Here is a 23,913-nt window from a genome sequence, read left to right as displayed (position 1 = left end):
AAAGCCGAAGGCCTCTGGCCACCACGTGGGTCGGTAGCGGGTCTTAAATATAGTATGTTTGAAGATAAATTGTTCGTCTTAACTTGGAGATTTATAAGGTGTTTCAAAAAGCTAAAAGTTTAGCCATTGCCGCAGTGAGCGCTGTAATACTATTCAGTTTACCTACACAAGCGGTGACTCCGTCTCCACAAATGATTGAACAATTTAAATCATTACCCGCATCAGAACAGCAACGACTTGCAAAACAATATGGCATAGATACTTCAGTATTAAGTGGCCAAACTGGCGGTTCAAGCCAATTTACTGAATCAACGCAAATGCCAGAACGTGGTGCTAATAGAGATTTATCTGAAAGTGAAGAGAAAAAACGCACTGAGTCTGAATTAGATTTCGAGCAAGATAGTAAAAAAGCTGAATTAGCTTTTTTTGGTTATGACATGTTTGCTGGCGAGCCAATGACTTTTTCTCCTGTGTCTGATGTTCCTGTTCCGAGTGATTATCTAGTAGGTCCTGGAGATACAGTTAATGTTCAACTCTACGGAAAAGATAACCGTGAATATACACTGACTATTGGGCGTGATGGGACGATCCAATTTCCTGAGTTAGGTCCTATATCAGTCGTCGGATTAACCTTTGTCGAATTACGCGAGTATCTAAGTGAGCGAATTAGCAAGCAGATGATTGGTATTGAGTCTAACATCACCATGGGCGAGCTTCGTTCAATTCGTATCTTTATTGCTGGTGATGCATACAAACCTGGAGCATATACGGTATCAAGTTTGTCTACTATTACTCAGGCTTTGTTCGTTGCTGGCGGTGTCAATGAAATTGGTAGTTTAAGAAATATCCAAGTTAAACGTAAAGGTAAGTTGATTGCCTCATTTGACTTATATGACTTACTGCTAAATGGCGATGCATCAAAAGATATTAACCTTCGTTCTGGTGACGTTGTATTTATTCCTTCTGTTGGAGGTCGCGTAAGCGTTACTGGCGAGATAAGAAGACCTGCGGTATACGAAATTAAGTCAAATGAAACCATTAATGACGTTATCAAAATGGCTGCAGGGGTTAATCCTGGTGCATATCCTAGAAGAAGCAGTATTGAGCGTTATAATCAAAATGGATTAAAAACCATTGTTAATGTTGATTTGACGTCAGAAAAAGCAAAGCAAAAACAAGCTAAACCGGGTGACTTTATAAGAGTTAAAAGTGCATCTACCCAGTATGAAGATGCAATTACTTTAGTTGGTGCTGTTGTAAGGCCAGGAAAGTATCAATGGTTCCAAGGACAAAAGATTAATGATTTAATTCCAACCATTTGGGGAGATTTAGCGATCTCAGCAGATTTGAATTATGGACTTGTGATTCGCGAAGTTGATAAATTTGGCAGAATCGAAGTTCACCAGTTCTCCCCTGGTAAAGCAATTGCTCAACAAGATGTAACACAGAATATCGCCTTAAATGCTAGAGATAAAGTGATTGTGTTTAACCATGATGACTCTTCTGTTAATCGATATGAATTAAATAAATTGGTATTGAATCGTGCAAAAAAAATCAAACAATTAAGTAGTGATTCCTTAATTGGGTCTGATTTATTTAAAGCTGGCTTCAAATCAATGAATGTTAATAAGCAATCTTCAGTGTTAGGTAAAACTGACATTGGTGGTGTGGTTATGCCGGGAGCTGTTGCTGAATTAGACGAGGAAGAGAAGCTTGTCGGAGACGAAGTCTCAAAAATGTTGTCAAATTTATTTGAAGACAGAGATCTTATTAAACTCAGCTCTTCATTAAGTCGTGAAGAGTTATTATTCCCAATAATTACCAAGTTATCTTTGCAAAGTGGTGTATCAGAAAAAGTTAACGTTATAGCCGTTACTGGTAAAGTGAAGCATTCTGGTATTTATCCTTTAAGTGTTGGCGGCAGAGTCAGTGATTTAATTACTTCTGCAGGGGGGTTAGTTGAAGGCGCTTATACGGCACGTGCTGAATTAACCCGTACAGAAACGGATACTAGCATTTCAGATATACAGCATTTACATATTAATGTTGGCAACGCTATTAATGGAGTCGCAGAAGATAACCTAGCACTTGAAGGCAGAGATATGCTGGTTGTGCTAACAACTCCTGAGTGGCAAGAGCGAAAATCTGTTGAAATTCGAGGTGAAGTGAGATTCCCCGGTGTGTACAACATTCGCCGTGGCGAAACATTAGCTGATGTGATGAAACGTGCTGGCGGCTTTACTGATTATGCATTTCCCCAAGCTTCAGTTTTTGTGCGTGAATCAGTAAGAAAACAAGAACAACTAGAAATAAAGAAGTTAGCTGATCAACTACGTCGTGATATTGCAACTCGTGGTGTTTCAAAAGACGGCACTGTAGTTAATTATTCTGAAGCGCAGTTGATGCTAACTGATCTTGAAAATATCCAAGCTCTCGGTCGTTTAGTTGTTGATTTAAATGCTATTCAAGTCGGTATTGAACAAGCTGATTTACAATTAGAAGATAAAGATGTGCTTTATGTACCGACAGTAAAACAGATTGTCTCTGTTATGGGAGAAGTGCAGCATCCGGCAACACATAGATTTAAAGAAGGTATGACATTAAATCAGTACTTAGCTATGTCTGGCGGAGCTCGTGAGCGCGGGGATGACGATAGAACTTATATCATTAAAGCTGATGGTTCCGTTATGTTACCTGAACAGAACTTCTGGTTTAGTAAAACCGCTGCAATTTCTGCTGGCGATACCGTTATTGTTCCACTCGATACAGAATACAAAGATAATCTTACGCTTTGGACTCAAGTCACTCAAATTATTTACAACACTGCTGTAGCTGTGGCCACAATATCTGGTTTATAACGACCGAATACTTTTGGAAATATAATAATATATGCAGCCCAAATAAGGTAACTATTTTACTACTTTATTTGGGTTTTAACTTTTAATAAAAGTAAGTTGAGGGAAAGGTAATATAAGTAGATTCTACTTTTATTATTTAAACAAGATGACAAAACAGATTCCGCAGAATTATTCAGATGCAAATTTCAATGTTAATCAACAAAGTAATAACGACGATGAAATTGATTTAAGAGAGCTTTTTAGCGTTATTTGGCAAGGCAAGTGGCTGATTATTGCTGTTACGACTGTATTTGCTATTGGTTCTGTTGTGTTTGCGTTGAGTCAACCAAATACCTATAAGTCTGAAGCGCTATTATCGCCTGCTGATACAGAGCAAGGAGGTGGTTTATCAGCTCTTGCTGGACAATTTGGTGGCCTTGCTAGTATGGCTGGTATAAATCTTGGTGGCGGTGGCGGAGTTGATAAAACTCAAATGGCTATTGAGGTGGCTAAGTCGCGAAAGTTTACTAGTGAGTTTATTCAAAAGCACAATATTCTTCCTGAACTAATGGCCGTTGACTCTTGGAATATGGTAGATAACTCAATTACATATGATGTTGAACTCTTTGATTCCATTGCTAATAAGTGGGTAAGAGAAGTTAAAGCGCCATTTAAACCAGAACCTTCAATGCAAGAAGCGTATAAAGAATTCAGTCAGCTACTTACAATCAACACAGATAAAGAAACGGGAATGGTAAAAGTTTCTGTTGAGCATTTGTCTCCTACCATTGCCCAGCAATGGGTTAAGTGGTTAGTAGAAGATATTAATTTAGAGATGAAGCAACGAGATGTTGCAGAAGCTCAGCGAAGTACAGCATTTTTAGAAAATCAAATTTCTCAAACTAATGTTGCTGATATTCGTACTATTTTATACCAGTTAATCGAAGAGCAAACTAAAACCATCATGTTTGCTGAAGTTCGTGAAGAATATGTATTTAAAACCATTGACCCGGCACTAGTGCCTGAAGAAAAAACTGGTCCTAAACGCGTATTGATTTGCGTATTGGGTACCATGTTGGGTGCTATGTTAGCGATAATGATTGTATTAATCAGACATTTTGTAAGAAAAGAAGATTAATAAAGATACATAAAAGAAAGAGCCTATTGGGACTGTTTGAAAGAAAACAGTGAAACCGAGGTTTTATAAGGGGTAGCGGCAATGTTGCTGTCTCAAAATGAATAAAAAGTGTCTCAGCTTGGTTTTAAAGGCTGAGATTGAAAAGTGTAACCCTTCAGTATTTATCACTCAAAGATAACCAGTTATTGTGGTTAAATCCAACAAATTTGGTAGTAAAAATGAAAATTCTTGTCACCGGTGGTGCAGGCTTTATTGGCTCTGCAGTTGTTCGTCATATTATCAAAAACACTCAAGATAGCGTAATAAATGTTGATAAATTAACTTACGCAGGCAATCTAGAATCATTAATTAGTGTTGAAAATGACGAGCGATATTCATTTGAACAAGTTGATATTTGTGATGCAGTAGAGCTTGAACGAGTTTTTAAACAACACAAACCAGATGCTGTGATGCACCTTGCTGCCGAGTCTCATGTAGACCGTTCAATCACAGGCCCGTCAGACTTTATTCAAACCAATATTGTGGGCACTTATACCCTGCTCGAAGCAACTCGTGCATATTGGAACGAATTATCAGATGAAGCTAAAAAGGTATTTCGTTTTCATCATATCTCGACTGATGAAGTATATGGCGACTTACCTCATCCAGATGAGGTAGAAAGTGCAGAAGAGTTGACCTTATTCACTGAAACAACGCCTTACGCGCCAAGTAGCCCTTATTCTGCATCTAAAGCATCAAGTGACCACTTAGTACGTTCATGGTTGCGTACCTATGGATTACCTACTATCGTAACCAACTGCTCGAACAACTACGGTCCTTATCATTTTCCAGAAAAGCTTATTCCATTAGTTATTTTAAATGCATTAGAAGGAAAACCATTACCTATTTACGGTAAAGGTGACCAAATACGCGATTGGTTATATGTTGAAGACCACGCTATTGCACTTTATAAAGTTGTTACAGAAGGTGTTGTTGGCGAAACCTATAACATTGGTGGCCATAACGAGAAACAGAACTTAGAAGTCGTTCAAACCATTTGTTCAATTTTGGACTCTTTAGTTCCAAAGGAATCACAATATAACGAACAGATTACTTATGTAACCGATAGACCAGGTCACGACAGACGCTATGCGATTGATTCAAGTAAGATGCAGCGTGAACTCGGTTGGACACCAGTTGAAACATTTGAAACAGGTCTTAAAAAAACAATTGAATGGTATTTATCGAATCAAGAATGGTGTCAGCATGTACAAGATGGTAGTTATCAGCGTGAGCGTCTAGGCGTAGAATCTTTGGCTATAAAAGGAAAAGCATAATGAAAGGGATTGTATTAGCCGGTGGCAGTGGAACTCGTTTATACCCACTAACCCGTGGTGTATCAAAGCAACTACTTCCAATCTATGACAAGCCGATGGTGTTTTACCCTATTTCTACTTTAATGTTGGCTGGCATCAAAGATATTTTAATTATAACAACTCCTGAAGATAATGAGAGCTTTAAGCGCTTATTAGGCGATGGCTCAGATTTTGGTATTAGCCTTGAATACGCTATTCAACCAAGTCCCGATGGTTTAGCGCAAGCCTTTATTATTGGCGAAAAGTTTATTGGTGATGACAGCGTTTGTTTAGTACTTGGCGATAACATCTTCTATGGTCAGTCTTTTTCAAATACACTTAAAAAAGCTGCTTCACGTGAGTCTGGCGCAACTGTTTTTGGTTACCAAGTGAAAGACCCCGAGCGTTTTGGTGTGGTTGAGTTCGATAAAAATATGAAAGCGGTATCTATCGAAGAGAAACCTGAGACACCAAGATCAAACTACGCGGTTACTGGTCTTTATTTCTACGACAATCGTGTTGTTGAAATGGCAAAACAAGTTAAACCTTCTCATCGTGGTGAACTTGAAATTACAACTTTAAATGAAATGTACCTTAATGATGGCATATTGAATGTCGAATTATTAGGTCGTGGCTTCGCTTGGTTAGATACAGGCACTCATGAAAGCCTTCATGAAGCTTCTTCTTTTGTTCAAACCATTGAAAATGTTCAAGGCTTAAAGGTAGCCTGTTTAGAAGAAATTGCCTGGCGTAATGGTTGGTTGAGTGATGAGCAAGTGTTAACACTTGCCAAGCCGATGATGAAGAATGAATATGGCCAGTATTTAACTCGTTTAGTAAGTGAAAACCAGAAGAAGGCTATGAACAAATGCGTGTACTAATTACAGGATGTCATGGACAAGTAGGTAGTAGACTTACTGAGCAATTAGCTAAAGATGCTAATACAGAAGTACTAGCGCTTGAGAGAGCTAGCCTTGATATTACTAATCAAGAAGCTGTTGATACAGCTGTTTCCGAGTTTAAACCTACGATCATTATTAATGCTGCTGCGCATACTGCGGTTGATAAAGCAGAAGAGGAAGTTGAGCTTTCGTATGCGATTAATTGTGATGGACCAAGTTATCTAGCTCAAGCTGCGCAAGTTGTTGGGGCTGCAATACTGCATATATCAACTGATTATGTCTTTGAAGGTAATAAAGTTGGTTTGTATTCAGAAAATGACACAACTAACCCGCAAGGGGTTTATGGTAAAAGTAAGCTCGCAGGCGAAATCGCTGTAGCACAAGCGTGTGATAAACACATTATCCTTCGTACTTCCTGGGTCTTTAGTGAGCATGGTAATAACTTTGTTAAAACCATGCTGCGACTAGGTGCAACTCGTGATGCATTGAATATTGTAGGTGATCAATTTGGTGGACCAACTTACGCTGGTGACATTGCTGAAGCGTTAATTCAAATTGCTAAGCGAATAAAACAAGGTAATGCGATTGATTATGGTGTTTATCATTTTTCAGGCTTACCGCATATGAGCTGGTACGACTTTGCCTCGGATATTTTCAATATTGCAGCAGAGCAGGGGGTTGTTCTTGCCAAACCAAGTTTAACTAGCATAACAACTGAGCAATACCCAACACCAGCGAAACGACCAAGTAACTCTTGCCTAAATACCAAAAAAATTACAGATGCATTTTCAATAGAAGCTAGTGATTGGCAAGCTGCCCTAAAAAACATACAAGCGTATACAGGATAAGAGCATGAAAGTGATTGATACTTGCATTCCCGATGTCAAAATTATTGAACCATCGGTTTTTGGAGATGAGCGAGGTTTCTTTATGGAAACCTGGAATCAAAAACGATTTGAAGAATTTGTGACAGGTAAACCTACGTCATTTGTGCAAGATAACCATTCAAAATCAAAGAAAGGAATCTTGCGCGGATTGCATTACCAGACTAAAAATACTCAAGGTAAATTAGTTCGAGTTATATCTGGCGAGGTTTTTGATGTGGCTGTTGATATTCGAAAAGACTCACCTACGCTTGGGAAATGGGTTGGTGAATATCTTTCAGCAGAGAACAAAAGACAGCTTTGGATACCAGAGGGTTTTGCACATGGTTTTTATGTGATTAGTGATGAATCTGAGTTTGTTTATAAGTGTACTAACTATTACATGCCACAATCTGAAATTTCAATAGCGTGGAATGATAAGGATTTAGATATAGCTTGGCCTATGGAGTTTGAACCTGTTTTATCAAAAAAGGATAGAGATCCAGTTAGTTTTAACGCCTATTTAAATTCAGATTTATTAAAATAATAGACTGGAATTTATGATTCGATTCTTAAAACTTGATAGAAGTTTTGTTTTGTCTATGCTTCTAATCACTCCTTCAATATTCACTTGTGTTATTGGCTTGCTCGATCTTCCTCTGCCTGCTAGATTTTTTTCATATGCTATTTGTTTTTTGTTGTTATTTTTAATAGCCTTTTTGAATAATAATTTTTATTTGGGTTTTAGGCGTAAAAAGCTATTTTGTTATAATGTTTTAGTATTAATGATATTGCTATATTACACTGTGTTCTCTGCTTCAAATATTGCTAGTTATATTGAGTTTTATTCGTTTGTTTATTTAGTCTGTATTCCAGTTTTTATAATTTATTTGCTTAACTTTAAATTCTTAGAATGTGATTATAAAAGGGTTGTAAGAAGTCTTTCCTATTTTAGTGCACTAGCAGTCTTATTTTTTTTATTACTCTATGTTGCAGGTTTGACACATGTAGTAGGTTATTCAGTCATCCCAATAGGAATGGATAATCAGATTTGGTTTAGTCGTTTTTTGACTGACTACATATTTATGATGATATTTTATATCTTACACTATAAAAAATTACCTGTGATACAAATACTAGCAGTAATTTCCGGTTTTGTTCTATTGTATTACACTGGTTCTAGGGCACCAGTGGTTGCAATGTTTTTTGCTGTAGCTATGTTGGTTTATAGTTGTTATAGGGCGTATTTTGTTGTTTTTGTATTATTGTTTTCGCCCTTTATTGTGTACGGTTTATTTTTGTCTCTGAAGGCTATGTTCAGCTTTAATGCTTATTCAGTATTGGAACGGTTTTCGTTATATACACAAGCTATTGAGTTAATTAGTGCAAACTGGTTTGGGTATGGGAACTCTTCGTTTGGAATATTAACTCTAGGAGTAGACGAAATTTGGTATCCTCATAATATTTTTCTAGAGCTACTTGTTAATTTTGGCATTTTAGGTTTTCTTGTATTTCTTGTATTTCTTGTTTTAGTTTTTAGACAACTTGACTTTAGGAATGTCTTTTCATATCTGTTTGTTATGGCACTTATTAATTCGTTGTCATCAGGTAGCTTACCGGGGAATAATAATGTATTTGTTTATGGTTTTATTGTCTTGACTGTTGGGAATTTACTAATGAAAAGTAGGCCCTAATTATATGCTTTTGAAAAATAAGTTCTTACTAAATAGCCTTTGGTTGATCATTGAAAAGCTGTATCTCTTGTTGGGGGGGCTATTTGTTACAGCTTTAGTTGCGAGGTATTTAGGACCATCTAATTTAGGGTTGATTAGTTATGGCATTACCTTATCCATTCTTTGTACTGTAGTATCACAGTGGGGGGCTAGTTATTATGTTTTTAATTATGCATCACAAAAACCAATTAAGGCCATCCTATTATTGCTTGATAACACAGTTTTTCGTTTTACTAATTATATTATTTGCTGTTTTTTTATTAGTGTATTTCTTTTCTATACCGTTGATGAAAATGAGTTTTGGATTATTCTTTGTGTTTGCTTGTCAAATGTTTTTGTCGCAATGGATGTATATCAATACTATTTTAATGGTACATTAAGATCCCAGTATAACGCTACAATCTCTATGTATGTTAAAACAGGTTCAATGCTGTTAAGGGTGCTTTTTGTTTTATCTGATTTAAATGTTTACTTTTTTATCATTCCATTTTTGTTAGAGGGCTTGATAATATTTACACTTAAACACTACAAGTCTATTAGGGAAAGTAAGAGGCTAACTGCTGAAAGTATATGTTCTCAGGAGGAAAATGTAAAAAAATATAAGTTTAGCAAAGTTCTAAAGGTCAAGTATTTTCCGTATGTTTTAACTGGTTTACTAATTGTTGTTTATAGTAAGAGTATAGACTTTTCATTAAAAGAAATTTCAGGTTTTTCTGCATTGGGCACATATTCTGCCTTATTAGCTCTCTCTACTGCTTGGACCTTTATCCCTTTATCTATTGGTACTTCTTTACTCACAAAAGTAGTGAGTAAAAAAAGTGATACAGCGCTTTCTTTTTTATATTTTTGTTTAATTACTGTTTCATTGCCAATATTAATATTTATTAACATTTTTTCTTATGAAATTATCTACTATACATTCGGCTCGGAGTATGTTGTTGAAAGTAGATATCTTTTTTTGTTTTGCTGTGGAACTTTGGTTTCTACTCTTGGTTTTTTACAGAATAGGTACATAGCAGCTATGGATGGTGAAAGATATTTATTAAAGAAAACAATCTTTGTCGCATTGTTTTGTATATTTGTCGCACCCGTTATGGTTCTTAATTTTTCTATTCTTGGTGCTGTAATATCGTATTTTTTAGTTGAATTTTTTAGTTTAACTATTTGTAATTATTTTTTTAGAAATAAAAGTGTACTTAATGTTCACTTGAATATTTTTAACTTTAGATTGATAAAGTCTGAATTTATTAGTTTTAATACCAATACAGCCTCGGCTAAGTGATACTTGATGAAATTTTTGTTTCTTGTTAATGATGTGATGTCTCCAGGTAGTGGTATCGGAAAAAAAATCATATCGCAATGTGACGCAGTTAAACCTCTAGTTAATGAATTTTATTTTGCGTCAACAGATAACTCTTTTGAATTTCGAAATGTCAATGGGGTTAAATTATTTGAAGGTGATTTATTATTGAGACGGTGGTTGTTCAGGTATTGCTTTTCTTCTTTATTTGATTTTGTCAAATTGAAAAGTATTGATGTCGTCTATATTCGGTATACGCACTTTAGTTCACCTAGTTTTATAGTGTTTACACAAAAATTAAAATCTATAGGCGTTAAAATAATTATTGAGGTACCAACATATCCTTATGATTATGAATATAAAAAACTCGGTTTGACTAGTAATTTGAAATTACTTATAGACAAGTTTTATCGTAAAAGGTTGAGTAAATACATTGATAAATGTGTTACTTTTACAGCTGTAGAAGATGATATTTTTGGTATAGACACTTTACAAATATCGAATGCCGTTTCTGCTGATAATGTTAAAAGTAATATAGTTGCTATTGAGCAAAGTACAACTTTAACTTTAAAGGTAATTAATTTTGTGTGTGTCGCTTCTTTGCATAGTTGGCATGGGTATGACAGATTGATTTTATCACTTTCAAGTTATACAAAGTTATCTCGCTATACACCTATACATGTGTATATTGTTGGTGATGGTCCCGAGTTAAACTCCTTAAAAAAACTAGTCGCAACACTTCAATTAAACAGCTTTGTTACTTTTTGTGGTGAATTGCAAGGTGATGATTTACGAAAACAAATTTTATTGGCAAATATAGGTATTGATTCTTTAGGACGACACAGAGTAGGTAATGAATCAAATAATTCATTGAAATCAAAAGAATATTTATCTTTCGGATTACCTGTTGTTAAATCGCACAAAGATTATTCATTAGAAACGTTGGACTGTGTTTATGATGTGTCAGCAGATGAACAAAATTTTGACATAGAGAAAATTATTTTGTGGTATAAAATTAATGACTTTATGACTAAAAAAATAGAAATTGCGAATATATGTTTGGAGAAATATACGTGGGAAACCCAAATGAAAACAGTTTTAAAGAGTCTCAAGTGTTAAATATAGTAACAGTAAATTATGGTACATCTAAAGAAACTTTAGAAATGATTTCTTCAATAGAAGAGTCTATAGGTGATTTTTTTACGTATTGTAATATTGTTGTTGTTGACAACAATTCAAGTTGTACAGAAATTGAGATGTTAGACGGAGTTGAAAAAAGTAATTCCACATCATGTGTTCAATTGATTAAATTGGAACAAAATATTGGTTATTTTCCTGCTTTGAATGTTGGTCTTGGCTTGTTAAATCAAGAAAATGACTCTCTTACCATTGTCTGCAATAATGACTTAATTTTCGACTCGGTATTTTTTGATAACCTTTCTAAATGTTGTGTTGATGAAAATGTGTTTGCGATAGCACCATCCGTTAAAACTATAAATTCGATTTATCAAAACCCTTCAATGGCTGACAAACCTTCAAAATTACGTATGATGATGTATGAATTTTATTATTCTAATTATTTTTTTGGCAAATTGATGCTTAAAATTTGGCGGTCTTTGGGACTTGGTATCGATAGTTCAATACAAAAAGACTTGGAGGAAAGGCCTATTTTTATTGGTATTGGAGCTATTTATATTTTGACTCCGAATTTTTTTAAAAGAAACAAAAGTTTAAGTTACCCTCTTTTTTTATATGGGGAAGAAGCATTTTTCTCACAGCAGGTATATAACACTGGCGGTTTGATTTTGTATAAGCCAGCACTAGAAGTTTTGCACTTAGAAAGTGTTTCAACAAAAAAAATCCCAAGCAAAAATAATTACCTTTTAAACAAACTTGCATTCCAGAATTATAGAAAATATTTTTGGAATAATAAATTCAGGAAATAATATGTTTACAGATAAAATATTACTTATCACTGGTGGTACAGGCTCATTTGGTAATGCAGTCTTGAGAAGATTTCTTAATTCCAATATCAAAGAAATACGAATTTTTTCTCGAGACGAGAAAAAACAAGATGATATGAGAAAAAAGTATAATAATGATAAGTTAAAGTTTTATATCGGAGACGTACGTGATTCTCAAAGTATTTCTACCGCCATGCGCGGTGTAGATTATGTTTTTCATGCAGCTGCTTTAAAGCAAGTTCCTTCGTGTGAGTTTTATCCACTGGAAGCTGTTAAAACAAATGTGTTAGGCACCGACAATATATTAGAGTCTGCAATTTTCCACGGTGTTAGCCGAGTTGTTTGTTTAAGTACAGATAAAGCTGTATATCCAATTAATGCTATGGGCATATCTAAAGCGATGATGGAAAAAGTAATTGTCGCAAAGAGTCGTAACTTGGAAGGTACAAACACTGTAATTTCAGGAACTCGTTATGGCAATGTAATGGCTTCTCGTGGTTCAGTTATACCACTGTTTATACGTCAGGTTATCGAAGATACTCCGATAACCTTAACAGATCCTTCAATGACACGCTTCATGATGACATTAGATGATGCTGTTGATCTTGTGCTTCATGCATTTGAGCATGGTGAAAATGGCGATATTTTTGTTCAGAAAGCACCTGCCGCAACAATTGAAGTGTTGACTCAAGCTATTCTTGAAATGATTGGTAAACCTGAGCACAAAGTGAATATTATTGGAACTCGACACGGTGAAAAATTGTTTGAAGCTTTATGTAGTCGTGAGGAGATGTTTGTAGCAAAAGACCAAGGCTATTATTACCGAATTCCCGCCGATAACCGCGATTTGAATTATGCACAATTTACAGAGGAAGGTGACAAAGATTTATCTATTGTAGAAGATTATAATTCACACAACACTGAACGCTTAGATGTTGAAGGAATGAAAGAATTGTTGCGTAAACTTGATTTTATGCGTGAAATTGAGGCTGGTAATATTTTTGTTCCAGAAGGTGTCTAAATGAATATTTTAGTAACAGGTGCCGCTGGTTTTATTGGTCAAAATTTATCCGTTTTTTTGCAAGAGGCGGGCTTTGCTAATATTGTAAAAATTACTCTTGATGATGACGAAGCGAGCATTTCTAATAAAGTTAAATCTGCTGACTTCATATATCACCTAGCGGGTATTAATCGCCCTAAAAATGATGATGAATTTAAAAAAGGGAATATTGATTTAACTCAACAAATCATCGATACTTTAATTGAAAATAAGCGAAATACACCTATTGTACTTACGTCCTCAATTCAAGCTGAATTAGATAATGCTTATGGTGTGAGTAAAGCAGGTGCAGAGCAAGCTGTTGCTGAATATAAAAAACAAACAGGTGCTCTTGCTTATATATACCGTTTGCCAAATGTATTTGGTAAATGGTGTCGTCCTAACTACAATTCTGCTGTTGCTACTTTCTGCTATAACACGCTTAATGATTTGCCTATTACGATTAATAACCCTGAAGCTGAACTCAATTTAGTTTACATTGATGATGTTTGTCAGTCATTTATTGCGCTGCTATCAGATTCTGCTCAAACAAATGATCAATATCAATATGTCGAACCTGTATATAAAACTACGGTTGGGCAAGTTGCATCGTTACTTACTGAATTTAAAGAAAGTCGCCAAAGCATGGTTTCTGCAGAAGTCGGGAATGGCTTTGTTCGCGCGCTGTATTCTACTTATGTTAGCTATCTAGCTCCTGAGCAATTTGCATATGATGTTACTCGTCATAGTGATGAGCGTGGGACTTTTGTAGAAATGCTTAAAACTAAAAATTCTGGTCAATTTTCATTTTTTACTGCTCACCCTGGGATCACCCGTGGCGGTCACTACCACCACACAAAAACAGAAAAATTTCTGGTTATCAATGGTAAAGCATCATTTAAATTTAGGCATATCACAACAGGTGAACCCTATGAGTTGATTGTAACTGGCGAAGAGTCTCGCATTGTTGAAACTGCTCCTGGTTGGTCACATGATGTGACAAATATTGGTGATAATGAGTTAGTAGTAATGCTTTGGGCAAATGAGGTATTTGATAGAGAAAAGCCTGATACTGTAAATTTTAAGGTATAAGAAATGAAAAAATTAAAAGTTATGTCAGTGGTCGGTACGCGCCCTGAGATTATCCGACTTTCTCGCGTTTTAGCTAAACTCGATGTTCATTGTGAGCACATATTAGTCCATACTGGGCAGAATTATGATTTTGAATTAAATGAAGTATTTTTTAATGATTTAGGTGTTAGAAAGCCAGACTATTTTCTGAATGCTGCAGGTAAGAATGCCGCTGAGACAATCGGTCAAGTTATCATTAAGGTAGATCAAGCGTTAGAAGAGATTCAACCTGATGCTATGTTAGTGCTCGGAGATACAAACTCTTGCCTTTCTGCAATCCCTGCAAAACGCCGTAAAGTACCTATTTTCCATATGGAAGCGGGTAATCGCTGTTTTGACCAACGAGTACCTGAAGAAACGAATCGACGTATAGTTGATCATACCGCAGATATAAATTTAACCTATAGTTCAATAGCGCGAGATTATCTGCTCGCTGAAGGTTTACCGGCAGATCGCGTTATTAAGACCGGTAGCCCAATGTTTGAGGTTTTAAATTATTATATGCCTCAAATTGAGGCTTCAGATGTTGTTTCACGTCTAGGGCTAAATAATGGTCAATTTTTTGTTGTTAGTGCACACAGAGAAGAAAATGTTGATTCACATAAACAGTTAGCTAAGTTAGCAGAAACTCTAAATGCGGTTGCTGAGCATTATAACTTACCTGTGATAGTGTCTACACACCCACGTACCCGAAATCGTATTGAGGCTCAAGGTGTAGAGTTTCATAAAAATATCCAGTTACTTAAACCGCTAGGTTTTCATGATTATAACCATTTGCAAAAGAATGCAAAGGCTGTACTTTCGGATAGCGGGACGATAAACGAAGAATCTTCAATTATGAACTTTCCTGCATTAAACATGCGAGAAGCTCATGAACGTCCTGAAGGAATGGAAGAAGCTTCAGTTATGATGGTGGGTCTTGAAGTTGAACGTGTAATGCAGGCTTTGCTGATATTGGAATCACAACCGTCAGGTGATGAGCGCCTACTGCGCCCTGTTTATGATTATAGTATGCCGAATGTATCCGATAAAATGGTGAGAATTATTCATTCATATACCGACTATGTTAAGCGGGTAGTTTGGAAAGAGTATTAAAGTGAAAAAAAAAATAATTATTCTTGCCGAGTATATCGGGGAGAATCATAATTCTACTGCCTACTATTGGTCGCAAATTACCAAATATTTGAATGGGGATTATGATATCTTGCTCGTTGCACCTGAAAACGAGCATTCACTAGCATTTGCTTCAAAATATGATATCGAGACAAGATTTGTAAACCTAGCTGAGCACAATAAAAATAATTTATTATCACGCCTGTTCGGACAAGTTAAACAAACAATGAGTTTTCTATCTGTTATCAAAAAAGAGATCTCTACAGCGGATCTCCTTTTTACAGGAACTAACCCTATAGTGACCATGGCTTGTTTAGCTGCTTTAAAAGTTTGGTATAAGTTTCAATGGTTGGTTTTAGTACACGATGTTTTCCCAAACAATTTGGTGCCGGCAAAGGTTATATCTTCGAGTAGTTACCTTTATAGGATACTTATTTATTTATCAAAACAAATGTATTCATCACCTGATAACATGATATGTATAGGCCGTGATATGCAAATGCTACTGCAAAGTAAAGTCGGGAATAAAAAAAACACGCATTACATACCGAATTGGGCTTCAACTGATAAAATTCAATCTTCAGAAAAATCAGAGAATGCGATTATTACTGCGCTAAATTGGCAGAAAGAAATCGTTTATCAATTTTTTGGCAATATGGGTCGATTGCAAGGAATGGATAACCTTTTAAAGGCTATTCAATTGTCTAAGCATAAACAAGCTAGATTTTTATTTATGGGTTGTGGTTCAGAAGCTTCTAAGGTGCAGAAGATTGTAGAGCGAATTAATAAAGATAGTGGCTTTGTAAAGGCTCATTTTTATGGTCGTTTAGATTTGGAAAAAAATCATATTGGTTTAAACGCTTGCGATGTATCGCTGGTAACATTATCAAAAAATATGCTTGGCTTAGGTGTACCGAGTAAAGCATATTTTTCTATGGCTGCTAACAAACCTATTTTGTATGTAGGAGATAGAGATTCAGAGCTATTCACATTGATATCGGAATATAAAATAGGTTGGACTTGCGATGTAGAAAGTCCCGAACAGTTAGCACAACAACTCGATTCTGTAACAAAAAGCCTATTGGAGAAAGTCGGACCTCAAATGCAGCCTAGAAAGCTATTGATGGATAATTTTTCTGAGGAGCAAGCATTAACTAAAATAGAAAGGGTTGTTAGAGCAACAATAGTGAAATGAATATTTTATTAACAGGTGGTACAGGTTTTGTTGGTCGGCAAGTTTCAAATCATTGCCAGATAAAAATGCAGGTAGTTAGAGAAGGTGAAAAACACCAATATCATCCTGTACATATCATAAAAGCATTGGATAAGCATACTCGTTGGCAAGGAGCGTTTGATGATATCGATTCTATAATTCACTTAGCCGGTCTAGCTCACTCTCATTCCTTTACAGATGAAGATTATCAATCGGTTAATGTTAACGGCACACTGCACTTTGCCAGTGAAGCGGCCAAAGCCGGAGTTAGTCGTTTTGTTTTTGTTAGCTCGATTGGTGTCAATGGTACTTCAACTACCAGTACACCTTTTTCAATTAAATCACAACTAAGTCCCCATAATGCTTACGCTAAATCAAAACTTAATGCAGAACTCGGTTTAAAGACAATTTCTGAAGAAACAGGAATGGAGTTAGTTATTGTAAGACCAACACTAGTGTATGGAACTAATGCTCCAGGAAACTTTGGTTCATTGACAAGACTAGTTAGCAAAACTCCGCTTTTGCCATTTGCTCTAACGAAAAACAGACGTGACTTTATTTCAGTGAAGAATCTTGCTGATTTGTTAGTTACATGCGCAAAACATCCAAATGCAGCGAATCATACATTTTTAGCTTCTGAGAGTGAAACGGTTTCTATCAGCGTTTTTACTAATGCAATAGCTAAAGGGCTTGGTACAAGCTTGATACAGTTACCAGTGCCTGTGAGCCTAATGAGACTTGCCGGTAAAATGCTTGGGAAAGCTGAAATGGTTGACCAACTGGTCGGTAATCTTGAAGTTGATTCATCAAACTTGAAAGAAGTATTAGATTGGACACCGCCTTATACTATGGAAGAGTCAATGGCTTTCCTTAAACAAGAAAAATAGAGTATTTTTATATGATTAGATTGATTGATTTTTTGGCAGCTTTCTTTGGTTTATTATTTTTGTGGCCGATATTACTTATTGTGACAATTATAGGCTTGTTTGATACGGGCTCACCTATCTTTATTCAGACTCGTGTAGGTAAAAATAAAAAGCAGTTTAAACTGATCAAGTTTCGAACAATGTCAGTTGAAACTAAATCTGTAGCAAGTCATTTAGCGAGTAACGCGTCTATCACTCAACTTGGAAGTTTTTTACGTAAAACAAAGATTGATGAACTGCCTCAGTTAATTAATGTTTTGAAGGGTGAAATGAGCTTAGTAGGTCCTAGACCGAACCTTTTTAACCAAGAAGAACTGATTAAAGAGCGTGATGCGTTAAGTGTTTATGATGTTCTACCAGGTGTTACGGGTTTAGCTCAAGTTCAAAACATTGATATGTCTACTCCAGCGTTATTAGCAAACACAGATAAACAGATGATCGACTCTTTAACTATTACAAATTACTTTAAGTACATCATTATGACTGTCACTGGTAGTGGCAGTGGTGATGCGGTAAAGCCTAAATAATATATAATTTAACAGATTAAATTGGATACACAGTATGAAAATTGCAGTCGCTGGAACCGGTTATGTAGGCTTATCTAACGCAATGCTTCTGGCGCAAAACCATGAAATTGTTGCGGTCGATATAATTCCTGAAAAAGTAGAAATGCTCAATGAAAAAAAAGCGCCAATTGTTGATGTTGAAATTGAAGACTTCTTAGCTAATAAATCGCTTAACTTCAAAGCTACTCTTGATAAAAAAGTTGCATATACAGATGCCGAATATGTAATTATCTCTACCCCTACAGATTACGATGCTGAAACTAATTATTTCAACACATCATCTGTAGAGGCGGTAATAAAAGATGTCATGGAAATTAATCCTAATGCGATAATGGTTATTAAATCCACAGTCCCAGTTGGTTATACAGCGCGTATAAAAGAAGAGTTGGGTTGTGATAACTTAATATTTTCACCAGAATTTTTGCGTGAAGGCCGAGCTTTATATGATAACTTGCACCCATCACGTATTATCGTTGGTGAGCGTTCAGAGAGAGCTACAGTCTTTGCTAACTTATTAGTGGAAGGTGCAGTAAAAGAAAACATAGAAGTATTGTTTACTGACTCAACTGAAGCTGAAGCGGTAAAGTTATTTTCTAATACTTACCTTGCCTTAAGGGTTGCCTACTTCAACGAGCTTGATTCTTACGCTGAATCGCATGGTCTAAATGCTCGCCAGTTAATCGAAGGGGTTGGTTTAGACCCTCGTATCGGTAACCATTATAATAATCCTTCATTTGGTTATGGTGGTTATTGCTTGCCTAAAGACACGAAACAATTGCGGGCTAACTATGCAGATGTACCTAACAACATCATTAGTGCGATTGTTGAATCTAATAAAACCCGTAAAGACTTTGTGGCAGAATCAATTTTAAAGCGTAACCCTAATCGCGTAGGTATTTATCGTCTAATAATGAAGTCGGATTCTGACAATTTTAGAGCATCGAGTGTTCAGGGGATCATGAAGCGCTTAAAAGCAAAAGGCATTGAAGTGGTTGTTTATGAACCTGTTTTAGAAGAAGATGAGTTCTTCCACTCTAAAGTCATTAAATCTCTTGAACAGTTTAAAGCGAGTTGTGATGTGATTGTATCAAACCGTATGGTTGATGAAATTCGTGATGTTGCGGATAAAGTGTACACTCGCGATTTATTCGGTTCTGATTAATATTCTTTATGTCGGCTGAATATGACTATCTATTATGATTTTAGCGCTAGGTTGTTGATTTATAATCATTAGCGCTTTTAATTTCTGTCTCAATATTAAAATAAGGCGATAAAAAGTGTCTCATCGCCTTTTTGAAAACTTTTCAATCCTCGCGTAGTCTACAAATTTAGAGCTTTTTATCGTGTTCTTATTCTCTGTCACATATAATGGCAAGAATTAAAACTCGCAGTGCTGAGGTTATCATTAAGTTGATTTTTGGCAGAGTGTTCGTATTAAAAGAAGTAATACACTATGATTTTTAAGTTTATGGAGCGGAAAATGGATTTTTTGCAAAGTTTGTTTCGTTTAGAGCGTAGTCAGAAACGTTTAGTGAGTATCGCAATTGATACTGTTTTTCTAGGTTTTGCTTTTTGGGCAGCGCTATTAGTCAGAGTTGATGATGTTAGTGTGCTGCTTAATAAACACTACTGGGCTTTACTCGCTTCAATTTTTCCTTTCAGCATATTAGCCTTTGCTAAGCTCGGTTTATATCGCGCCGTGCTGCGTTATATGAGTTTACAAGCATTGACGGCTATTTTACTGGGCGTTGTGGCTTCAACAGTCACCTTAGTGTTTGTATCTTATTTTACCGATGCGAGTTTACCTCGAACTGTTCCTATCATTTATGCCGCATTTGCTTTGGTTTTTGTTGGGGGCTCTCGTGCTCTTGTTCGTTCTTTAGTTGGCTCAGGGGTTAAACGCGACGGTGAGCCGGTTATTATTTATGGCGCAGGGGTCAGTGGTAGGCAGTTACTGAATTCTTTGGTATTAAGTCATGAATATTATCCTTATGCTTTTGTCGATGATGATGAAGCACTGCACGGCAGCGTAATACAAGGCGTTCACGTTCATTCTCCTTCAATTATACGTAAACTCATCAGCCAAAAAGCAGCGACAAAAGTATTGCTTGCAATACCCAGTGCAACCAGAGCTAAACGTAAAGAAATTCTCGAGCGTTTAGAGTCACTGTCAACTCAGGTATTAACCATACCAGCTATGGCAGACCTTGTGAGTGGTAATAAACTGTATAGTGATATTAAAGAAGTTGAAATTGATGATTTATTAGGTCGTGACTCAGTAGCGCCTAGACAAGATTTATTAACTGCGAATATTACAGGTAAAGTGGTTATGGTAACTGGCGCAGGTGGGTCTATTGGCTCAGAACTATGTCGTCAAATTTTAAAGCAATCACCCAAAAAATTAGTGTTATTTGAACTGTCTGAATATTCTCTTTATGCCATTGAAAGAGAGTTATCAGCAACAGCAAAAGAGCTTGGCCTCAATGTACGCATTTTGCCGATGATGGGCTCGGTTCAACGTGAGAATCGTGTCCAAGCGATTATGGAATCTTTTGGTGTTCAGACTGTATATCACGCTGCGGCTTATAAGCATGTTCCACTTGTTGAGCACAATGTTGTCGAAGGAATTCGCAATAATGTTTTTGGCACATTAAATACAGCAAGAGCAGCTATTGCAGCGAAAGTTGAAACTTTTGTTTTAATCTCAACGGATAAAGCGGTACGTCCAACGAATGTGATGGGCACAACCAAGCGTATGGCAGAACTTGTGTTACAAGCTTTTTCAAAAGAGAAGCATCAAACTCGTTTTTGTATGGTTCGATTTGGTAATGTATTGGGTTCATCAGGCTCTGTCGTACCACTATTTAGAACCCAAATTGCTAATGGCGGCCCAGTTACTGTGACTCATCCAGAAATCACCCGTTTCTTTATGACAATACCTGAAGCATCGCAGCTTGTTATTCAGGCAGGCGCTATGGGTAAAGGCGGTGATGTTTTTGTACTCGATATGGGTAAGTCAGTCAAAATTATCGATTTAGCCAGTAAGATGATCCGACTGAGCGGTTTTGATGTCCGTGATGAGTTTAACCCCGAAGGCGAAATAGCCATTGAATATAGTGGATTACGCCCGGGTGAAAAACTCTATGAAGAATTGCTTATTGGTGATGATGTCACGGGTACCGAGCACGAAAGAATTATGACTGCTAATGAGGTTCACCTTTCATGGGCCGAGTATTCTAAAATACTCGAGCGTTTAGATATAGCTTGTCATGCTTTTGACCACGAAACTATTCGCGATATTTTGTTAAAAACTCCCACAGGTTTTGCGCCTACTGATGGTATTTGTGATTTATTATTTCTGCAAACTGAAAAGAATACACAAGCACACACAAATATCATCAATTTAGCTTAATTTTGAAAATATCTAACTATCAGATTTTATAAGGATGATTGATTCATGAAAGTTGTTATTCCCGTAGCTGGTCTTGGTACAAGAATGCTTCCGGCAACTAAAGCGATTCCAAAAGAAATGCTGCCTATCGTAGATAAGCCACTTATTCAGTATATCGTTAATGAGTGTGTTGCTGCTGGCGTTAAAGAAATTGTACTGGTTACTCACGCCAGTAAAAATGCCATTGAAAACCACTTTGATAAATCTTACGAGCTGGAATCAACCCTTGAAAAGCGTGTTAAACGTCAACTTTTAGAAGAAGTTCAATCTATTTGCCCTAAAGACGTTTCTGTTATCAGTGTTCGTCAAGGTGAGGCAAAAGGACTAGGGCATGCGGTATTGTGTGCAAAACCTTGTATCGGTAATAACCCTTTTGCCGTAGTACTGCCTGATGTAATTTTAGATGAGTATACCGCAAACCAAAAAACTGAAAATTTAGCCGCGATGATGGCGCGCTATCATACTAGCTTTGCTAGCCAGATTATGGTTGCCCCTGTACCAGACCATGAAGTGAATAAATACGGTATCGCAGATTGTAATGGTGAAGAAATCGCCCCTGGTGATTCGGCTAAAATCAAAGCTATGGTAGAAAAACCAGCTATTGGTAGTGCGCCGTCAAACTTAGCGGTTGTTGGCCGTTATGTTCTATCTGAAAAAATCTGGAATTTGTTAGCTAAAACGCCAGCAGGTGCAGGTGGTGAAATTCAGCTGACAGACTCGATTGATATGCTGATTGAGCAAGACACAGTTGAAGCGTTTAACATGACCGGTAAATCACACGATTGTGGTGATAAGTTAGGTTATATGAAAGCATTTGTTGAATATGGTTTACGTGATAAAAAACTCGGTGCCGATTTTGCAAAAGTAATTAAAAGCATACTCTAGATTAGATTACTTTCGCATCACCAATAAAACCAATTCATAATGAGTTGGTTTTATTCTTTTAGAGACAAAATTATAAAATAGGAATTTTAAAGCCCAAGCCTTTTACGAAAAACCTTCACTGCGCATCAGCGTATCAAATGCATTTCCATCAGTACGCGATGCATTGGCTACATAAGGGGCATATACGTCAAACAATAAGCGGGTATCGCTGTGACCAAGCATTTGAGAAATATACAGTGGATTCTCAAGGGCGGCGATATGAAGCACTGCTGCTGTATGACGCGTCTCGTAAGCGCGTCTGCGTTTAAGTCCTGCTTTGATTAATGTGGGATACCATAAAGCTTTACTGACATAATGGGTATCCAGTGGCGCACCGGATTTTCCGGTAAACACAAAGTCAGAATAGGGTGGATATCCCGTTTCACTCGAATCTTTAATACGCTTAAAGGCTTCATAGATAGTATCGCACATCTTTAAGTTGCGGCGTGATTTAGGCGTTTTAACATCACACACTTCACCATTTACCCAGTTCTGACGGATACGAATTAAACGGTGTTCAAAATCAATATGCTGCCATTCAAGGCCGTGTATCTCGCAGCTGCGTATGCCTGTCCAAAATCGGATAATAAAATAATCTTTCCAGTCTTGTGGTACCTTATCTAAGAATTTACGCACTTCCTCAATTGTCATCGGGTATGACTCTGCTTTTTCTTCCTTGAGCGCTTTGTAGCGTCTTAAGGGGTATTCAAATTTAAATTCCTCGGCAGCCAGGCTAATGATGGCAATTACAGGCCAAAGTAAGAAATTAATACGGCGATTTGATAATTGGCGTGTATCACAGTCTTTCATTATTTCCATCAATTCTTGTCGAAAATAATCAATTTGCGACAAGCTGAGTTCATTGACTAAGGTGTTACCAAATTCAGGGATAAGGTATTTATCGAGTGTGTTGCGCATGGTGCTTTTATAACTGTTTTTCCAGGTGCCATTTTTGCGCTCAAACCACTGATGGGCAAAGTCATTGAAAAAGGGGTATTCACGGTCGGGATGTTTGTCGCGCTGTAATTGCTCAAATTTTGCGACTTTTTTACTTTTCGGAAAATAGTCTCGATATTGAAAACTGCCTAAATCAATCTCAGCATTCATTTTTTTGAGCATGGCTTTGGCTTGTGTGAGGTTTTTAGGGGTTGCCATCAGTTTGGTGCCTTCACGAAAACGGCAGCCATAAAGATGCATGTCGAACTGAATGCGCCCGTTTGGACGTATGCGAATATGAGCCATAGCGGCCTCCATTGGTTTTAGATCGTTAAATAGATCTGTTCCTTACCAATGGAATTCGTTAGAATTTGCCCATCGGCTGGGTGGTGTTAATAGTCCTCGCAGCCGGTACGGGGTAGAGTGGTTGCCGCCACTCTGCCCCAACTGCTTCATTTTCAGGTTTCTTTAGGTTAACAGGGCTTTTTAAACCCGCAAGTTAACCTATTACTGCCTACTTCTAACTTCTACTCTTACTTCTTA

At 36.7% G+C, this 23,913-nt stretch carries 20 protein-coding genes; 19 read left to right on the top strand and 1 reads right to left on the bottom strand.

What is annotated here, in order from left to right; translation table 11 throughout:
* The first annotated feature begins 98 nt into the window (after positions 1-98).
* The 19 genes from AB4128_RS07260 to galU all read left to right on the top strand — a co-directional run bounded on the left by AB4128_RS07260 (position 99) and on the right by galU (position 22,395).
* Positions 99-2,858 carry an SLBB domain-containing protein gene (locus AB4128_RS07260; protein WP_372037349.1) on the top strand — a complete coding sequence of 920 codons (2,760 nt, stop codon included), beginning with the start codon at positions 99-101 and terminating at the stop codon, positions 2,856-2,858.
* A gap of 145 nt (positions 2,859-3,003) precedes the next feature.
* Complete coding sequence (locus tag AB4128_RS07255) at positions 3,004-3,975, top strand: Wzz/FepE/Etk N-terminal domain-containing protein (protein WP_372037348.1); 972 nt, start codon at positions 3,004-3,006, stop codon at positions 3,973-3,975.
* 218 nt (positions 3,976-4,193) lie between these two features.
* Positions 4,194-5,291 carry a dTDP-glucose 4,6-dehydratase gene (gene rfbB / locus AB4128_RS07250; RefSeq protein ID WP_372037347.1) on the top strand — a complete coding sequence of 366 codons (1,098 nt, stop codon included), beginning with the start codon at positions 4,194-4,196 and terminating at the stop codon, positions 5,289-5,291.
* Positions 5,291-6,190: a glucose-1-phosphate thymidylyltransferase RfbA gene (gene rfbA, locus AB4128_RS07245; RefSeq protein ID WP_372037346.1), complete on the top strand. Its 900-nt coding sequence runs from the start codon at positions 5,291-5,293 to the stop codon at positions 6,188-6,190. Before rfbB ends, rfbA begins: the two co-directional genes overlap by 1 nt.
* Complete coding sequence (gene rfbD / locus AB4128_RS07240) at positions 6,178-7,059, top strand: dTDP-4-dehydrorhamnose reductase (protein WP_372037345.1); 882 nt, start codon at positions 6,178-6,180, stop codon at positions 7,057-7,059. Before rfbA ends, rfbD begins: the two co-directional genes overlap by 13 nt.
* A gap of 4 nt (positions 7,060-7,063) precedes the next feature.
* On the top strand, positions 7,064-7,621 hold the full coding sequence (gene rfbC, locus AB4128_RS07235) for a dTDP-4-dehydrorhamnose 3,5-epimerase (RefSeq protein WP_372037344.1): 558 nt from the start codon (positions 7,064-7,066) through the stop codon (positions 7,619-7,621).
* Positions 7,622-7,634: 13 nt separating this feature from the next.
* Complete coding sequence (locus tag AB4128_RS07230; protein WP_372037343.1) at positions 7,635-8,768, top strand: O-antigen ligase family protein; 1,134 nt, start codon at positions 7,635-7,637, stop codon at positions 8,766-8,768.
* Positions 8,769-8,772: 4 nt separating this feature from the next.
* Entirely contained in the window at positions 8,773-10,089 is a 1,317-nt protein-coding gene (locus tag AB4128_RS07225) for a hypothetical protein (RefSeq protein WP_372037342.1), read from the top strand.
* A gap of 6 nt (positions 10,090-10,095) precedes the next feature.
* A complete protein-coding gene (locus AB4128_RS07220; RefSeq protein WP_372037341.1) occupies positions 10,096-11,226 on the top strand; it encodes a glycosyltransferase in 1,131 nt (376 codons plus the stop codon).
* Positions 11,181-12,053, top strand: coding sequence for a glycosyltransferase family 2 protein (locus tag AB4128_RS07215; RefSeq protein ID WP_372037340.1), 873 nt, complete (start codon positions 11,181-11,183; stop codon positions 12,051-12,053). The genes AB4128_RS07220 and AB4128_RS07215 overlap by 46 nt, the downstream gene beginning before the upstream one ends.
* A gap of 1 nt (position 12,054) precedes the next feature.
* Complete coding sequence (locus tag AB4128_RS07210; RefSeq protein ID WP_372037339.1) at positions 12,055-13,092, top strand: polysaccharide biosynthesis protein; 1,038 nt, start codon at positions 12,055-12,057, stop codon at positions 13,090-13,092.
* Positions 13,093-14,202: a UDP-2-acetamido-2,6-beta-L-arabino-hexul-4-ose reductase gene (wbjC, locus tag AB4128_RS07205; protein WP_372037338.1), complete on the top strand. Its 1,110-nt coding sequence runs from the start codon at positions 13,093-13,095 to the stop codon at positions 14,200-14,202.
* A gap of 3 nt (positions 14,203-14,205) precedes the next feature.
* A complete protein-coding gene (gene wecB / locus AB4128_RS07200) occupies positions 14,206-15,336 on the top strand; it encodes a non-hydrolyzing UDP-N-acetylglucosamine 2-epimerase (RefSeq protein WP_372037337.1) in 1,131 nt (376 codons plus the stop codon).
* Position 15,337: 1 nt separating this feature from the next.
* Positions 15,338-16,549: a glycosyltransferase family 4 protein gene (locus AB4128_RS07195; protein WP_372037336.1), complete on the top strand. Its 1,212-nt coding sequence runs from the start codon at positions 15,338-15,340 to the stop codon at positions 16,547-16,549.
* The gene (locus AB4128_RS07190; protein WP_372037335.1) at positions 16,546-17,454 is read left to right on the top strand and encodes an NAD-dependent epimerase/dehydratase family protein; all 909 of its coding nucleotides are present in this window, start codon (positions 16,546-16,548) and stop codon (positions 17,452-17,454) included. The genes AB4128_RS07195 and AB4128_RS07190 overlap by 4 nt, the downstream gene beginning before the upstream one ends.
* Before the next feature lie 11 nt (positions 17,455-17,465).
* On the top strand, positions 17,466-18,020 hold the full coding sequence (locus tag AB4128_RS07185; protein WP_372037334.1) for a sugar transferase: 555 nt from the start codon (positions 17,466-17,468) through the stop codon (positions 18,018-18,020).
* Between the two features lie 34 nt (positions 18,021-18,054).
* The gene (locus AB4128_RS07180; RefSeq protein WP_372037333.1) at positions 18,055-19,221 is read left to right on the top strand and encodes a nucleotide sugar dehydrogenase; all 1,167 of its coding nucleotides are present in this window, start codon (positions 18,055-18,057) and stop codon (positions 19,219-19,221) included.
* 318 nt (positions 19,222-19,539) lie between these two features.
* Complete coding sequence (locus AB4128_RS07175) at positions 19,540-21,471, top strand: nucleoside-diphosphate sugar epimerase/dehydratase (RefSeq protein WP_372037332.1); 1,932 nt, start codon at positions 19,540-19,542, stop codon at positions 21,469-21,471.
* A 45-nt stretch (positions 21,472-21,516) separates the two neighbouring features.
* On the top strand, positions 21,517-22,395 hold the full coding sequence (galU, locus tag AB4128_RS07170) for a UTP--glucose-1-phosphate uridylyltransferase GalU (RefSeq protein ID WP_372037331.1): 879 nt from the start codon (positions 21,517-21,519) through the stop codon (positions 22,393-22,395).
* Between the two features lie 102 nt (positions 22,396-22,497).
* Here the strand turns inward: galU and AB4128_RS07165 are convergent, their stop codons facing one another.
* A complete protein-coding gene (locus tag AB4128_RS07165; protein WP_372037330.1) occupies positions 22,498-23,676 on the bottom strand; it encodes an Arm DNA-binding domain-containing protein in 1,179 nt (392 codons plus the stop codon).
* Between the last annotated feature and the right edge of the window lie 237 nt (positions 23,677-23,913).

The sequence above is a fragment of the Shewanella sp. 10N.286.52.A9 genome (genome assembly GCF_041468985.1).
Classification (GTDB): domain Bacteria; phylum Pseudomonadota; class Gammaproteobacteria; order Enterobacterales; family Shewanellaceae; genus Shewanella; species Shewanella japonica.
Note: the sequence above shows the minus strand (reverse complement) of the source record. Positions and strands in the feature narration are given on the sequence as shown.

What these genes read in the sequence shown, in the direction of transcription:
- AB4128_RS07190 (WP_372037335.1), top strand. Translation starts at nt 16,546, where the DNA reads ATGAATATTTTATTAACAGGTGGTACAGGTTTTGTTGGTCGGCAAGTT.
- rfbD (WP_372037345.1), top strand. Translation starts at nt 6,178, where the DNA reads ATGCGTGTACTAATTACAGGATGTCATGGACAAGTAGGTAGTAGACTT.
- AB4128_RS07225 (WP_372037342.1), top strand. Translation starts at nt 8,773, where the DNA reads ATGCTTTTGAAAAATAAGTTCTTACTAAATAGCCTTTGGTTGATCATT.
- AB4128_RS07180 (WP_372037333.1), top strand. Translation starts at nt 18,055, where the DNA reads ATGAAAATTGCAGTCGCTGGAACCGGTTATGTAGGCTTATCTAACGCA.
- AB4128_RS07210 (WP_372037339.1), top strand. Translation starts at nt 12,055, where the DNA reads ATGTTTACAGATAAAATATTACTTATCACTGGTGGTACAGGCTCATTT.
- AB4128_RS07165 (WP_372037330.1), bottom strand. Translation starts at nt 23,676, where the DNA reads ATGGCTCATATTCGCATACGTCCAAACGGGCGCATTCAGTTCGACATG.
- rfbB (WP_372037347.1), top strand. Translation starts at nt 4,194, where the DNA reads ATGAAAATTCTTGTCACCGGTGGTGCAGGCTTTATTGGCTCTGCAGTT.
- rfbA (WP_372037346.1), top strand. Translation starts at nt 5,291, where the DNA reads ATGAAAGGGATTGTATTAGCCGGTGGCAGTGGAACTCGTTTATACCCA.
- wecB (WP_372037337.1), top strand. Translation starts at nt 14,206, where the DNA reads ATGAAAAAATTAAAAGTTATGTCAGTGGTCGGTACGCGCCCTGAGATT.
- AB4128_RS07175 (WP_372037332.1), top strand. Translation starts at nt 19,540, where the DNA reads ATGGATTTTTTGCAAAGTTTGTTTCGTTTAGAGCGTAGTCAGAAACGT.
- galU (WP_372037331.1), top strand. Translation starts at nt 21,517, where the DNA reads ATGAAAGTTGTTATTCCCGTAGCTGGTCTTGGTACAAGAATGCTTCCG.
- AB4128_RS07220 (WP_372037341.1), top strand. Translation starts at nt 10,096, where the DNA reads ATGAAATTTTTGTTTCTTGTTAATGATGTGATGTCTCCAGGTAGTGGT.
- AB4128_RS07230 (WP_372037343.1), top strand. Translation starts at nt 7,635, where the DNA reads ATGATTCGATTCTTAAAACTTGATAGAAGTTTTGTTTTGTCTATGCTT.
- AB4128_RS07255 (WP_372037348.1), top strand. Translation starts at nt 3,004, where the DNA reads ATGACAAAACAGATTCCGCAGAATTATTCAGATGCAAATTTCAATGTT.
- rfbC (WP_372037344.1), top strand. Translation starts at nt 7,064, where the DNA reads ATGAAAGTGATTGATACTTGCATTCCCGATGTCAAAATTATTGAACCA.
- wbjC (WP_372037338.1), top strand. Translation starts at nt 13,093, where the DNA reads ATGAATATTTTAGTAACAGGTGCCGCTGGTTTTATTGGTCAAAATTTA.
- AB4128_RS07185 (WP_372037334.1), top strand. Translation starts at nt 17,466, where the DNA reads ATGATTAGATTGATTGATTTTTTGGCAGCTTTCTTTGGTTTATTATTT.